Annotated in this window: 13 protein-coding genes, 2 tRNA genes and 2 pseudogenes; 11 read left to right on the forward strand and 6 right to left on the reverse strand. The window is 49.1% G+C overall.

Going from position 1 to position 14,373, the window contains the following annotated elements; all coding sequences use genetic code 11:
• Positions 1-3: 3 nt before the first annotated feature.
• Both OGW44_RS03215 and OGW44_RS03220 read left to right on the forward strand, forming a co-directional pair.
• Positions 4-1,236 (forward strand): ATP-grasp domain-containing protein, encoded by a 1,233-nt coding sequence (locus OGW44_RS03215; protein ID WP_047358842.1) that lies wholly within the window; start codon positions 4-6, stop codon positions 1,234-1,236.
• A 35-nt stretch (positions 1,237-1,271) separates the two neighbouring features.
• Positions 1,272-2,327: an AbrB family transcriptional regulator gene (locus OGW44_RS03220; protein ID WP_053389364.1), complete on the forward strand. Its 1,056-nt coding sequence runs from the start codon at positions 1,272-1,274 to the stop codon at positions 2,325-2,327.
• Positions 2,328-2,876: 549 nt separating this feature from the next.
• Here OGW44_RS03220 and OGW44_RS03225 read toward each other — a convergent pair.
• A pseudogene (locus OGW44_RS03225) lies at positions 2,877-3,988 on the reverse strand (IS3 family transposase).
• Positions 3,989-4,026: 38 nt separating this feature from the next.
• Between OGW44_RS03225 and OGW44_RS03230 the strand changes: the two are divergent.
• From OGW44_RS03230 to OGW44_RS03240, 3 genes and pseudogenes are all read left to right on the forward strand, one after another.
• Positions 4,027-4,485: a branched-chain amino acid transport system II carrier protein gene (locus OGW44_RS03230; RefSeq protein ID WP_286454030.1), complete on the forward strand. Its 459-nt coding sequence runs from the start codon at positions 4,027-4,029 to the stop codon at positions 4,483-4,485.
• Positions 4,486-4,743: 258 nt separating this feature from the next.
• Positions 4,744-5,256 carry a GNAT family N-acetyltransferase gene (locus tag OGW44_RS03235; RefSeq protein WP_075849154.1) on the forward strand — a complete coding sequence of 171 codons (513 nt, stop codon included), beginning with the start codon at positions 4,744-4,746 and terminating at the stop codon, positions 5,254-5,256.
• Positions 5,257-5,336: 80 nt separating this feature from the next.
• Positions 5,337-5,773 (forward strand): annotated as a pseudogene (locus OGW44_RS03240) (site-specific integrase).
• 99 nt (positions 5,774-5,872) lie between these two features.
• Here OGW44_RS03240 and OGW44_RS03245 read toward each other — a convergent pair.
• On the reverse strand, positions 5,873-6,184 hold the full coding sequence (locus OGW44_RS03245; protein ID WP_153646506.1) for a hypothetical protein: 312 nt from the start codon (positions 6,182-6,184) through the stop codon (positions 5,873-5,875).
• 554 nt (positions 6,185-6,738) lie between these two features.
• Entirely contained in the window at positions 6,739-7,209 is a 471-nt protein-coding gene (locus OGW44_RS03250; protein WP_046274913.1) for a GNAT family N-acetyltransferase, read from the reverse strand.
• Positions 7,210-7,457: 248 nt separating this feature from the next.
• On the opposite strand from OGW44_RS03250, the gene OGW44_RS03255 reads away from it, so the two are divergent.
• The 6 genes from OGW44_RS03255 (at position 7,458) to OGW44_RS03280 (ending at position 11,576) form a co-directional block, all read left to right on the forward strand.
• Positions 7,458-8,438: a GlxA family transcriptional regulator gene (locus OGW44_RS03255; protein ID WP_185654582.1), complete on the forward strand. Its 981-nt coding sequence runs from the start codon at positions 7,458-7,460 to the stop codon at positions 8,436-8,438.
• Between the two features lie 78 nt (positions 8,439-8,516).
• Entirely contained in the window at positions 8,517-9,527 is a 1,011-nt protein-coding gene (gap, locus tag OGW44_RS03260; RefSeq protein WP_185654581.1) for a type I glyceraldehyde-3-phosphate dehydrogenase, read from the forward strand.
• Positions 9,528-9,794: 267 nt separating this feature from the next.
• Positions 9,795-10,277 (forward strand): glutathione peroxidase, encoded by a 483-nt coding sequence (locus OGW44_RS03265; RefSeq protein WP_016152944.1) that lies wholly within the window; start codon positions 9,795-9,797, stop codon positions 10,275-10,277.
• Positions 10,278-10,476: 199 nt separating this feature from the next.
• Positions 10,477-10,553, forward strand: a tRNA-Val gene (locus OGW44_RS03270).
• Positions 10,554-10,557: 4 nt separating this feature from the next.
• A tRNA-Val gene (locus OGW44_RS03275) sits at positions 10,558-10,634 on the forward strand.
• 201 nt (positions 10,635-10,835) lie between these two features.
• A complete protein-coding gene (locus OGW44_RS03280) occupies positions 10,836-11,576 on the forward strand; it encodes a substrate-binding domain-containing protein (RefSeq protein ID WP_181635474.1) in 741 nt (246 codons plus the stop codon).
• Here OGW44_RS03280 and OGW44_RS03285 read toward each other — a convergent pair.
• Genes OGW44_RS03285 through OGW44_RS03295 form a run of 3 tightly spaced genes read right to left on the reverse strand, consistent with a single transcriptional unit; the run spans position 11,545 to position 14,340 of the window.
• Positions 11,545-12,297, reverse strand: a complete 753-nt coding sequence (locus OGW44_RS03285) for an ABC transporter ATP-binding protein (RefSeq protein WP_185654580.1) — start codon at positions 12,295-12,297, stop codon at positions 11,545-11,547. The genes OGW44_RS03280 and OGW44_RS03285 overlap by 32 nt on opposite strands.
• Entirely contained in the window at positions 12,294-13,298 is a 1,005-nt protein-coding gene (locus OGW44_RS03290) for a FecCD family ABC transporter permease (protein WP_185654579.1), read from the reverse strand. Before OGW44_RS03290 ends, OGW44_RS03285 begins: the two co-directional genes overlap by 4 nt.
• Positions 13,285-14,340: an ABC transporter substrate-binding protein gene (locus tag OGW44_RS03295; protein WP_141895101.1), complete on the reverse strand. Its 1,056-nt coding sequence runs from the start codon at positions 14,338-14,340 to the stop codon at positions 13,285-13,287. The genes OGW44_RS03290 and OGW44_RS03295 overlap by 14 nt, the downstream gene beginning before the upstream one ends.
• Positions 14,341-14,373 lie beyond the last annotated feature (33 nt).

Genomic DNA, 14,373 nt, shown 5'->3' on the forward strand with positions numbered 1-14,373 from the left:
ACAATGAATATCTTGCTGTGTCCACCAAAAATTATTTTTCAGCACTCACGTGAAGAGTGGCAGTCATTGCAATCAGAGGCCCCGGTTCTGATTGCAACGTGCGCAAGCCAGATCGATAATATTCTTGATCATATGGGGGCAGGTTTTTCTTTCCTTTTTTATGAAAACTTTAATGATAATCCCTTCGTGGAAATGGATATTTACCACTACGCCCAGGACAATAAAGCAACGGGTATCTTTTACCTCGCCGAAATCGATGTTCTGAGGGCCGCGCGAATCAGCGATCGTCTGGGTTTGACACACGACCGTGAAAAAAAGGCCATGTTCTTCCGTGATAAATTTATGATGAAATCGCTTGTTCAGTCTCATCAGTTACCGGTTCCTGCTATGGCACGGGTCGACAGTGCGACTGCGATGGCGCGATTCATTGCCGAACAGGGATATCCCTGCGTCATCAAACCTAATGATGGGCGTGGATCACAGGGCGTGGTGGTTCTTAAAAATGAAGGCCAGCTTTATAAATATCTGGCGCAGGTTAAGCCGCCAGAGTATCACAATCTGCTCATTGAAAAATTTATCGAAGGCGAAGCTTATCAAATTAATGCGTTGTATTTAAAAGGAAAGGCGATATTTGTTTCTGCATCTCGTGCAACCGTCTCCTGCCTGGATTTTCTATCCGGGAAAACATTAGGTCTGGTTATGGAAGATGACACGCCGCTGCATCGTAAACTGATTGCCTACACCAAATATCTTGCTGAAGAGGTTTTTCCAACGGAAGAAAACGCATTGCTTCACCTTGAAGTTTTTGTTGATAAAGATAACAACATTATTTTTGGCGAGCTTGCTTGCCGATTAGGTGGCTGCTTTGTCAATGAAGAATTAGGGGCCGCTTTTGGTCTTGATCCTCGAATGACCTGGCTTAAAGCCAGTTTATGCGAAATCTATCCGCAGGATTTATCGCAAAGACAACCCGTTTTACGGGTTGGCCAATTAAATGTGCCGCCTGCACAGGGCACGCTCCTCTCTATTGCGGAAAAATGTCCATTGCCTTTTGTGGTTAAATATCGGGCAACAGGTGTCGTCGGCCGCCAATATGACGCGATGAAATTAACAAATGGCGAGATCGTGAGTGCTATTGTTCAAGCGGAGTCCAGCCGGGAAATACACGAACGTCTTGATGCATTGACCCAATGGGTTGCTGAAAATACCCTTTGGGTTAACGAAACCGTTCACTGAGTATTTAACACTCCCGGTAGCCAGGAGAAAGGTGTATGAAATTATTGTTAGGTTTTGCTCTTTGTATCCTGGCTGGGTTGGGTTTTACCTATTGCAACGTTCCGTTAGGTATGATGTTTGGCCCCCTTATTACCGTGCTGGTGTTAAAACGTACCGGTCTTTCTGTGCCAGTACTGCCGGGCAGCCTGACGGTGATTCAACTCTCTCTTGGTACGTCAATTGGTCTTTTATTTCGCGATTTTTCTTTTGGGGCGCAAGGAAATATCGCATTTTTACTGGTGTTTTTATTAGTATGCTTATCCCTGCAATTCACCGCATGCTACTTGTGGTGTATTCACCGATTACGCTGGAGTAAGGAAGAGGCGTTATTGGGCGCCGTTCCGGGGGCAATGGCAGCGGTATTAGCGCTAGCGTCCCATGTTAAAACGCCGCCGCAAAAAATTATCATTTCGCACTCGCTACGGCTCATCACATTGACCTTATTTGCCGGATATATTACCGGCGGTGCGCAAACCCATATGGCCATGCCGCCTGTATTGTTTGCAACGACTAATGTGCTCTGGCTATTGGGTATTGTCTTTGCGGGCTATGTGTTGGGCAAATGCCTTGAACGCTTCCACTTTCCTGCGCCCTTTATGATCACGTCGTTGCTTTGTGCAGCACTCCTGCACCCTTTGTCATCTCAGACTGTGTTTTTTCCCGATATTTTCAATCAGTTCAGTATGATCCTGATGGGCATATTACTGGGGCATCATTTTATTGCGTTTACGTTGACTGCATTTTTGCGTCATCTTTGGTCTTCAATACAGCTCATTGCTATTGGACTGGGTGTGACGGTCATGATGGCATTTACAGCGGCGCATCTTCTGGATTATCCATTTTATGTATTGATGCTCTCCTGGGTTCCCGGGAGCGTGGAATCAATGTCCTTTGCGGCACTGGCGCTTAACGCGAATGCGAGTTTTGTGATGGCAAGCCATATTATACGCATGTTGCTCATCCAAACGATCCCTGCAATAGTTATCTACCGCAAAAGAGAGGTTATAGAAGGTAATAGTGCTAAAACCAGTAAGCCGACGAGGCCGCTGTAGGGGGTTATGACCTCCGTTATGAGCATAACGTTCGTTGCGAATTTTATACAGCTCATCATGAACAGCCCGTAGGTGGACAGGGAGATCATTCCGCTGGAGAACGCAAGTGCCATTGCTTTTGGCGAACAAACGTGCGTAGCTGACCACAAAAGCGGTTTTTAACATCTCCTGTTCCATCATCGATTCAGTAGTGATTTCAAACTTGGTCGTACGAAGCCGACAATAAATGTAACTAAGGCTTGTTGTAGTAGGTATTACCTTTATAAGTCTAATCAGACTTTCAATCTCTTTATCGCAACCGCTAATAATCTCCGCCCCTTTCTTCATTATTTGTTCAAAAGGCGCTCTTAGATCAGCTGGTAATTTGCTAAAAAATTCTTCAGAGACGCTCTAATAGTCGTTGCCTTCAAAAATAGGAGGTGGTGACATAGCCATCTGGGTAAACCCTGTGTTGAGAAATTGCACCATTTTCAAACTAACTGGCGGGGTTTATCAAGATAAATTAAAGTCTCCATTTGGCTTAGAAGCGGAAATGTAAATAGACCCGTTTTAGTTCCATGCATTTTTTGAGATCCCGGCCAAATAATGGTGCTGTCGGTATTCCTCCGGTGTCATATTGTTCAGTGATTCATGCGGGCGTTCACAGTTATATTCTGACAACCATTTCTCCGTGATTTCCCGCACTTCATTCAGCGTTCTGAACAGATAAAAATCGAGTATTTCTGTACGGTATGTCCGGTTAAAGCGCTCAATGAAAGCGTTCTGCGTAGGCTTACCTGGCTGGATAAACTCCAGTTTTACTGCATGTTTCTCTGCCCATTCAGCCAGTGCCAGAGAGATAAATTCCGGACCATTATCCATGCGCAGCATGACCGGATAGCCGCGATTTGCCGCAATCCTGTCGAGTACACGGACCACGCGCAGAGCTGGCAGATTCAGATCGATTTCAATCGACAACGCCTCACGGTTAAAGTCATCAACAACATTGAACGTGCGAAAACAACGGCCACAGACCAGGGCATCAAGCATAAAATCGACAGACCAGCTCTGGTTCAGCGCTTAAGGCGTGGCCAGTGGCGAGGGATTACGCACCGGCAACCGCTGTTTGCCCTTACGACGAAAGTTCAGCTTCAGCAGACAGTAAATACGGTGGATCCTTTTGTGATTCCACGGGTGTCCCTGCCGCCTCAGAACCTGAAAAAGTTTCGGAAAACCGTATCGTGGGTATCGCTCTGCCACTGCCTGCAACGCGACAATAACGGGTTCGTCACGCGTGGTATCCGGACGGTAATGGTAAACCGTTCTGCTCAGGTTAAGACTCCGGCAGGCCTGACGGATACTGAGTCCAAATGTCGTTATCAGATGAGTGACCAGCTCACGCTTAAAGGCTGGTTTTAAAGCTTTTTTTCGATAACGTCTTTCAGCGCCCGGTTCTCAAGGCTCAGGTCGGCAAACATCTGTTTGAGACGTCGGTTCTCGTCCTCAAGATCCTTGATCTTTTTAATATCAGAAGCCTCCATGCCGCCGTATCTGGACTTCCAGTTGTAGTAGGTGGCTTCAGAGATACCGGCCTCCCGGCAGACATCTTTAACAGTTCGTCCGGCTTCAACCGACTTAATCACAGCGATGATCTGATGCTCAGTAAAACGGGCTTTACGCATAGCGATCTCCTTCGTTGGCAGATTGATTATGCCGGATAATCTCTAAATGTGAATGGCACGATTATGCGGGATGTTTACAGTCCCACAGCCCGGTGCGGGGCGCAACGAACGGTATGCAGGTGATGAGCGCCTATGTCGAGACTGTTTTTGGCGTTTATGGCCGGGTGTTGTTGGCGGCGATCATTACCCTCGCCTGTCTGGTCACGGCCATTGGTCTGACGACCGGAACGGCGCGCTATTTCAACCAGACGACCGGTGCCTCTTATGGGCTGCTGGTGACGCTCTCCCTGATGGTGTCAGCAGCACTTGCCGTGCTGGGACTGAATTCCCTCACCGCAATGGCGGTTCCCGTGCTGTGCGCCATTTACCCGGCTGCGCTGATCGTGGTCGCGCTGGGCATCGTTAGAAAATGGACAGACGTGCCGACGAATCTATATCAGTTGCTTTTCTATAGCGCCCTGGCAGTGGGAATAATGAGCTTGTTTGTAAAATCCTAAATGAACAGCCGCAAGTTCGGAAGATGTCTTTTCATTTTCGCTCAAAGCAGACCAGGCAATCAGTTGGCCTGTCTGCTTCGAGCCAGAAGCTAACATCGATAAAAAATAACTTAATGGTCGAGCTCCACCAACTTCAGACCTTAGATTGCGTATTCAACGTTTGAGGGTAAGACTGTCACAACGGACATGTAGACTTAACAGGCCGTATATATTACAAATTTAATATCACTTTTCTCTCATAAAGTAAGGGCCTATCCCATGTCTTTAATCATACGACAAGCAACATTAGCCGATTCGGCATTACTAAATGAGCTTGGCTACCGCTTCTATACTGCGCACTTTAAGCATATGTGGAAGTCAGAATCAGAATTTGATAATTATTTGGAGGGTGAATATTCACTTCCTGTTATTGAGCAGAGTATTAATGATAAAAACATTAGCTGGTATATAGTTGAAATCGAGCAGCCGATTGGTTTTGTGAAGCTGACATGGCAAGCAACTATCCCGAATACAGACATCAGCGGTGTTTTACTTAATAAACTCTACCTTGCCCCAACCAAAACGAATCAGCATTACGGTCAACTAATGTTTAATAAAGTCATAGATCTTGCCCGAAGTCAGGGGAAAAAATATTTATGGCTGGAGGTTCTTGAACAAAATGAACGTGCTCAAAAATTCTATAAAAAGCAGGGAATGAAACACATCAGCGACATCATTTTCGAAACAAATTCACAGAGGAGCATACTCAAGTTAATGGGGATGTGTATATAAGTACTGCCCTCGCTCATAAGGCGCAACCATACTCAAATCTCCCACATTGCAGGCGATTTGAGTATGAAAAGTCACCGTGGATCAAAGACAGTATCATCGGCCAAAAAAGACCACTTCAGATATCTCATATCTGGGGATATCCGAATCTGGCTTGAACTGGAAGGTAAAACACGTGATTTAGCTCTGTTCAATATGGCCTTTGACAGTAAACTACGAGGCTGTGATCTGGTCAAACTCAAAATATCTGATGTTGCATATGGTAGGATCTTGCCAACATATCTCAACCCGACAATACAGCCATATTTTTCATGGATGGATAGTGAAGCTTGGCCTCAACGATTCGCTGTACAGCACACATTCCATGAGAAGAACAAAACCTTACCTTATCTACAAGAAAACCAAGAATATCCGGGTGCTCCAACTTCTGTTGGGCTATAAGAAACTGGAAAGCTCAGTCCGTTATCTGGGAATTGAAGTCGATGATGCGTTAGATATCACTGAATCGATTGAAGTCTAGGGTTGTCAGGGCTGCAACAGCAGCCCTGTGCCAGGAGCGGACATATTATCACTACTGTAAATCAACTAATCGGAGGCAGAAGACCTGGCTTTACTATTCTTACAAAGCGCTATGAATAGCTTTAACAAGCTCCTCAACAGAAACATTTTGCAAGCTTAGTGATACTGTATTTTTACTCTGCAAAATTAATGAATTATCTAGAGGAATTGATGTGCCAAAAATTTCCACAAGGTCTGTTGCGAGTATATCACTCATCTGTATTGAGTAGTTTTGGGTTGAATCAAGGTCAAGGGTTGCACCGTTGGCGCACATGGTGCGGCAAGGACCATTCGGTTCATAATAGACAGCAATACACCCGTTTGGACAAGATATAGAGCAAGATGGATGACCAGGAGCAGTACAAGTCGTCATTGTTGTTTCCTCATCAAGTGATAGCTCTTCTTTCAAGGTTAAGTTGAGAGAGCCGGAAGCTCAGCCAAAATAACTAGCTGAATAGTCATGATTCAAGAATGGAAAGCTTTTTCATCAAAATAGGGGTAATAAAATGTAATTATCACCCATTACTCAATAAGATTCAGAGAAATCCTATGAATCAATTACGCAAGACGAAAAGCAAACTTAAAAATGAATAATTCTTCATTTAAATAACCTATAGAAATTGATAATCTTCATACAGCACTTGCGACCAACTCATATATTTTAATATAACTCTCCGCGATGTTTTTTCATCACACCTAATAATGAATAATTATTTTCACGATAATACTATAAGACGATTGAACGTGGCGGCAAATAACGATCTGCCTTATTATTTATTTCGGCACCTGTCTGAGCGTTACTCTTTAACATGGTTGAATTTACACAAATTTATTAATGGTGCATCCAGGATTGTGGCTTAAAAGCACAGCCAATTTAGAAGTCAATGTCCGCCCTCGCTGATCGCGGGCTTTTAACCCAATTATCTTCTATTTTTTCACCAAATATTTCCGCATCAGTGCATTTTGTAATGTCACTCCGCGACAGGCAGGAAACCCACGTTCCACAACATGAAAGCCGTGTCGTAGAAAGAACGCCTCCGCAGCCTTACTGACATTTGAAGTCAGTTCGCCAATTCCACGTTGTCTGGCTTCTTCATGAATGCGATTCATCAGTAGTGTCCCTACTCCCTGTCTCGGGTAGGTTCCCGAGACAAAGAAATGGTCAATGTACCCATTTGGCTGAAGATCTGCATATCCAGCTATTTCACCATCCACTTCAACAACAAAGGGGCGTAATTCTTTCATATGATTGGCCCATTGTTCCGGGTCGATATCCGTTGGGGCCCACGCATCTATTTGTTCCTGTGTGTAGTAATGTGATGCGAGGGTATGTACAGAAGATAAAAAGACGCTGAATAACGAAATTTCATCTCCATTACTAAACCTTCTGATTTTCATAAGACCTCGTCAGGAGAGTGACTTGTAGAACAATACCATTTTTGGTACAGCGGAGCGTCAGCTCCTCGCGGTGAGTTTAATGGGTCAATGCAACGCCATTCTTAATCAAGGGAGATGCTCAGGCAACGCCGTTGAGTCAACATCAAACCATCGGCCTGTGGCGGTAATGTCGCTGCGCCACGGGTAAGACTTTTTCCAGTTGAGTATGTAATATTGACTTATTGTGTAAAAAGATTACTTTTCAGGACATGAAGAAGATACTCATTATTGTTCCCGATGGCGGTATGCTGTTTGAGTCCGCCGGTATTGCCGACATTCTGATGCAGGCCAATCGCCTGCATCCCAAAGGCGCTACGGAGACGTGTTACCAGATTCAGTTAGCGACAACGCAACCGCATCAGGTGATCCATGGTCAGTCCGGCCTAAATTTACTGGCAGATCACCGCCTGCATGAGATAGATCCTCGCGAACCTCTCGATACCGTCATCATCACTGGCAGAGGTCAAAACCCGCAGGAAGGGATTGCGGTGGTTGACTGGCTAAGCCTTGCCGCTCCCCATGCCCGCCGCATTGCATCCATTTGCGGCGGCGCGATGCTGCTGGCAGAAACCGGGCTGCTGGACGACAGACGAGCCACCACCCACTGGAAGCTACTGGAAACTATGCAGGCAGAATTCCCTAAGGTGCGCGTCGAAAGCGGTCCGCTCTATATCCAGGACGAACACATCTGGACATCAGGTGGCGTCAGTTCCGGCTTTGACCTGACGTTAGCGTTAGTTGAAGAGGATTACGGCTTCAGTCTGGCGCGCGACGTCGCTCAGGATTTCGTCATGTACCTGCGCCGTCCCGGGGGACAACTCCAGTTTAGCCGCTACAACCTTCAGCAGACCAGCACCCTGGGCCCGATTAACGATCTGCTCGCCTGGCTGCTTGAGAACCTCACCGCCGATCTCAGTGTGGATAAACTGGCGGAAAAAGTCGCCATGAGCCCACGTAATTTCACCCGCGTGTTTACCCGAGAAACGGGCGTATCACCGGCACGCTATGTGGCCGAAGCCCGTCTGGCCGCTGCACGACAGCGTCTGGAGCAGACCAACGAGACGCTGGAGCGTATCGCCGAACAAACAGGATTTGGCAGCAGCATTAACCTGCGACGGCTGTTTGAAAAACAGCTTCACCTGACGCCTGGTGAATATCGTCAGCGCTTTCACTGTCGTAAAATGGCGTAAAATGATCCTTTTTTGTCATTTACGCCAACCCGTGACCGGCCTAAATTTACTCCAGAGACAACAGATAAGGAGTTCATCATGGTAAAGGTCGGTATTAACGGTTTTGGCCGTATCGGACGTAACGTATTGCGTGCTGCACTGGGTAACCCGGAGATTCAGATCGTGGCAATCAACGATCTGACAGACAGTAAAACGCTGGCGCATCTGCTGAAATACGACTCGCTGCTCGGTAAACTCGACGCCGACGTCACCGCCGGTGAGGGGCAGTTGGTGGTTAACGGTAAATCAATCACCGTGTTCAGCGAACGCGACCCAGCCAACATCCCATGGCGTCAGCGTGAAGTCGATATTGTCATTGAAGCAACCGGCTTCTTCACTGAACGTGACAAGGCGGCGGTGCATATCCACAGCGGTGGCGCAAAACGAGTGATTATCTCCGCCCCTGGTAAGAACGATGATTTAACCATCGTGATGGGCGTTAACGATCAACTCTACTCCGCGGATAAACACTTTGTCGTTAGCAACGGTAGCTGCACCACTAACGGTCTGGCACCTGCCGCACAGGTTTTGCACCAACATTTCGGCATTAGGCATGGTTTGATGAACACTACCCACGCCTATACCAACAGCCAGGCGCTGCACGACCAGCCGGAAAAAGATCTTCGTGGTGCCCGCGCCGCTGCATTGTCGATTGTCCCCTACTCCAGCGGTGCCGCGAAGGCGCTTGGCAAAGTCATCCCGGAGCTGGATGGTCGCTTAACCGGTTACTCGCTGCGCGTACCGGTTCCGGTGGTGTCCATTGTTGACCTGACCGTAACGCTTGAGCGGGATGTTACAGCAGAGGAGGTCAATAATGCGTTTCGTGACGCCGCCGCGGCAGGGCCACTGAAAGGGATCCTCGGCTATAGCGATGAACCGCTTGTCTCAAGCGATTACCAGGGTGACCCGCGCTCATCCATCATCGACGGCCTGTCAACGCTGGTGATTGGCGGGAATATGGTCAAAATTCTGGCGTGGTACGACAACGAATGGGGATTCTCTAATCGCCTCGTCGACCTGGCACTGCTAATGGCAAGGCACGAACGTTAATCCCCTGCTCTCACACTCTCTCTAAATCCACGCCAGGCGTGGATTTTTTTATATCTGTTACCTGTTTGTCGCAGTGACAATCGCCCACAACGTCACGTCCCCCATTTTTAGTCGTCACCTAACGATGCTGCTGGGGTGACGCGTTTAAAAAAATTAGCGATAACCCGACAAAATAATAAATCGGCATCACTTTAACGGTCAGTTTATTAATCAGACAGTTGCGACCATAATAAAATGAGTAATGCGATCTTATTTGAGGATTCCGGCATGATCACCTTTTATCAACTTACAGCCACCCGTCTGCATGGTGAGCCCGTCTCTATGGCCGACTACGCTGGCAAACTGGTTCTGGTGGTCAATACTGCCAGCCATTGTGGCTTCACGCCGCAATATGCAGGCCTCGAAGCGCTTTACAAGAAGTACGCCGCGCAGGGTCTGGTGGTGCTTGGTTTCCCCTGCAACCAGTTCGGTAATCAGGAGCCCGGCGGGGCCGACGAAATCTCGCAAACCTGTCACATCAACTACGGTGTGAGCTTCCCGATATTTGAGAAAGTGGAAGTCAACGGTGCAGCTACACATCCGGTGTTTCGTTACCTGAAAAACGAATTACCCGGCGTGCTGGGTGGGCGTATCAAGTGGAATTTCACTAAGTTCCTGATCGGGCGTGACGGCAAACCGCTCAAGCGTTTTGCGCCGTTCACTACCCCTGAGAAAATAGAAACCGCGATCCTTGCTGCGCTTAAAGTCTGAGCGCACCTGTCATTCAAACCGTCCCCATTATGCCCCAGCTCACTGCCTGAATAAAAAACACGCTGCAAAATCAACAAAATATAATCAACTTGCTTAATTACTCTGCAATCGCGTGAGTTCAGGAAGAAAAATGCTATTTCCCTCTTGCCTCATTCGGTCTGTGCCGCTAATATTCGTCCCCGTTGTCACCTACAACGTTGCGTTCATAGCTCAGTTGGTTAGAGCACCACCTTGACATGGTGGGGGTCGTTGGTTCGAGTCCAATTGAACGCACCATCTTGCGTCCGTAGCTCAGTTGGTTAGAGCACCACCTTGACATGGTGGGGGTCGGTGGTTCGAGTCCACTCGGACGCACCAAATTATTTCTATGATTTGGTGCTATTTCCCTTCGTTACACCTCATAATTTCTTTTTATTGCCTCCTGTTCGTAACCTTAAGTTTAATCATTACTCCGTATGATGCTGGCACAAAGCGATGCGCCAAAGCCTTCTAAACTCTATGCTCAGCGCGTATCATTTATCCTCTTCGCAAACCCTTTTTCGCCAGAGATCGGATACCATGCCCTCTTCCATTATTCTGTTTGCCGCGGGCAGTTTACGCCTGGCATTTGCCCCTTTAATAAGCCAGTTCTCGCGCCATAGTGGAATAGACGTGAAAGTGGAATATGGTCCGGCCGGTTTATTACGCGAGCGTATTGAAGCCGGTGAACCGTGTGCGCTCTTTGCCTCAGCCAATCGGGAGCACCCGCAACGCCTGCTGGCTTTGCAAAAAGCTGTCCTCACGCAAACCTTTAGCTGGAATCAACTGAGTCTGGTCAGCAACCGAAACGGCGCCTGGCTGGATTTGCTCCGCGACCCAACGCTACGAATAGGTACATCCACGCCCGGCTGCGACCCTTCCGGAGACTATACCTGGGCATTTTTCGACAATATGGATGTACTGGAGCCAGGACTCGGACAACAGCTTAGGGCGCGCGCCATCCCGCTGGTTGGTGGGCGTGATACGGTGAAAATCCCGTCTGGTGAACTGGCGAGCGCTTGGATCCTTCGCCAGGGACTGGCCGATCTGTTTATCGGCTACGCGCATTACGCGAAAACGCTGCGCGCCCAACCCGACGTGCATTATGTAGCTATCCCTGATGAGCACAATATTCGCTGCGAATACCAACTGGCGGTGCTCGAGGCATCCAACGAGGTGATGGCGCTGGTTAAATTCATGCTCTCCAACGGCGGTCAGGCGTTTCTTACCGCCGCCGGGTTTTTACCTCTTAACGACGAACAGAAAACAGCGGTGCGATAAACGGCGTCGGGTGGTTCTCCACACGGAGTTTTCGCAGCGGTAAGCCATAGGCCAGGAACAGATTCTCTTCCGTCACAATGCTATCCGTTGGCCCTGCCCGCCATTTTCCTTCGGGGAGCAGCAGCAAAGTATGGGTGGCTATTTGTAACGCATGCAGCGGATCGTGGGTCGAAAAAAGAATGCTGCATCCCTGTAGATGGGCCAGATCGCTGATGAGCTGAAGCACCACCTGCTGATTGGCGAGATCCAGCGCGGAGCACGGTTCATCAAGCAGCAGCGTTTGACACTCCGTCACCAGCGCCCGGGCTATCATCACCAGTTGCTGTTGCCCCCCGGAAAGTGAGCTAAACGAGTGGGAAGCAAGCTGGGCAATATTTAACTGCTCCAGCGCCTGGGTCGCTCTTAGTTGATCCTGCTGGCTGGGTTGCGCAAAAAGCTTCACGTGCTGTGCCCGCCCCATCAGCACCACGTCGCTCACCGTATAAGGAAATGGCAGGTGGCAATGCTGCGCCACAATTCCTATCCCGCCGTCATTTTCAATGCTGCCGTCCAAAGCTGGCAGCGTGCCGGTTAGCGTATCGAGCAGCGTACTTTTCCCCAGGCCGTTACGTCCCAGCACAGCCCAGATCTCACCTTTCTGACAACTGAATGTAAGCGGCTCAAATAGCGGCACGCGATACCCATAAGTAAGCGTATTTACACGCAATGCGGCAGGTTTCATGATGTCCCCCGGCGGCTGGAGCGGATGAGTAAAAAAGCAAACAGCGGCGCGCCGAATATTGCGGTGATGATCCCAAGCGGTATCTCCGCGTGCATCAGGGTACGCGCAATATCATCCACCACAATCATAAAACCGCCTCCCATCCAGAAGGCGCACGGCAGTAGACGACGATGATCAACCCCCACCAGCAAACGCGCCAAATGCGGAATAACCAGCCCAACCCAGGCGATACTGCCGCTGACCGCTACCTGAGCGGCGACTAAAAAAGCGCAGCACAGCAAAACGCTGCGTCGCAGAGGAACTACCGCGACGCCTAGCGAACGGGCATCTTTATCATTGAGCGATAACAGGTTTATCCGCCAGCGTAGCTGGTACAAAACTGTCGCAGCGATACCGACTGGAATCGCCAACAGCAGAACTTTATGCCAGTTAGCCGTTGCAAAGCTGCCGAGCAGCCAGAACACGATATTGGGTAACGTTTCTTCGGTATCAGCCTGATACTGAATCAGGCTCACCAGCGCGGCAAAAAAACCACTCAAAATGATACCCGACAGGATCAGCACCAGCGTATTCTCCAGCCCCTGCAGCGCAGCAATGGCATACACCAGGATCAGCGCCGTCAGACCGAAGAAAAACGTTGAACCCATCATCAACCACGGCGACAGGCCGAGCAGAATAGCCAGCGTTCCGCCAAAAGCAGCCCCGGACGTCACGCCAATAATATGCGGGTCGACCAGCGGATTATGAAATACCCCTTGCAGCGTCGCGCCACATAACCCCAACGCCCCACCCGCCAGCAGCGCCATCAGAATTCGCGGTAGCCTGACCGTCCAGATAACCTGACCGGCAATCCCTTCAGCGTCGCTATAGTGCATCAGGTGATAAAAGACTTCGCTTAACGACAGCGGATATTGTCCGAGGCACAACGAACCAAGGCCCAGCAACAGGACCGTTGCGATTAAGAGTGGTTGCTGGAGTAAAATGCGCTTACTTAACTGCATCAGGCTGCCAGTTCACACCATAAAAACGCTGATAGTAGTCTTGCGCCTGCGCATCAACATCCACGTCTTTATAGGCGTCCGGGTACAGTTTTTTGGCCATCCACAGCTCACCAATCGCTAACGCTTCAGGCATCGGATAGCCCCAGGCTTTGGCGTACTCAGGCATCAACCAGACGCGATGATTTTTTACCGCATCAATCCCCTGCCAGTTAGGATCGTTTTGGATCTCCGTTACCACCTGCGGGTAGCGATCCTGAACAAAAATTACCTGCGGGTTCCACGCCAATACCTGTTCCAGCGCAACCTGACGGGCGCCTTTTACACTGGCAGCCGCCACGTTTAGCCCACCCGCGTGCTGCATCATGAGTCCCGTGTACTTCCCGGAGCCGTAAGTCATCAGGTCGGGGTTAGCCATATAAATACGGACTTTTTGCGCATCCGGGATTTTTGCGACCGGCGCATTGAATTTTGCCCGCGCCGCAAAAACGTAGTCGATTAACGTCTCAGCTTGCGGTTTGCGCCCCACGACGTCCGCAATCAGGCGAATCCCCTGCTTTAACCCTTCGTTGTAGACCTGCTCTTCATCGGCCATGGTCGGGTTCATTTTATTCTGTTGCCCGGCTGCATCCTTGCGCAATGAGATTGCCACGACCGGAATACCGGCGTTCTGAATCTGCTGGATCATCTCCGCAGGCGCATAGTTGGCGACAAAAACCACCTGTGGATGAATCGCCAGTAGGCTTTCGATATTCACGCTGGTGAGATCGCCCGGCGTCGGCAATGTGGCAATTGCCGGCATAAAGCGCGCAAACTCAGGCCCGAGCTGTTTTTTCCAGCTCGACATCACGCCAATAATGTCCTGCTGAGCATTAAGCTGGACCAGAATATTCAGCGTCTGGTGTTGCAGCACGACCACTTTGTCGACGTGGTCCGGAATCGTGACCTGACGACCAAGCTGGTCGGTGATCGTACGGTCGGCCTGGGCAGAAAACGCAAACAACATGCTGGCGCATACCAGCACAAAAGAGCGGAAAGTTAACATGGGATACCATCTGGTAGCGGAGTAAAAACGATG

The organism is Citrobacter sp. Cb023, from assembly GCF_030336805.1.
GTDB classification, from domain to species: domain Bacteria; phylum Pseudomonadota; class Gammaproteobacteria; order Enterobacterales; family Enterobacteriaceae; genus Citrobacter; species Citrobacter braakii.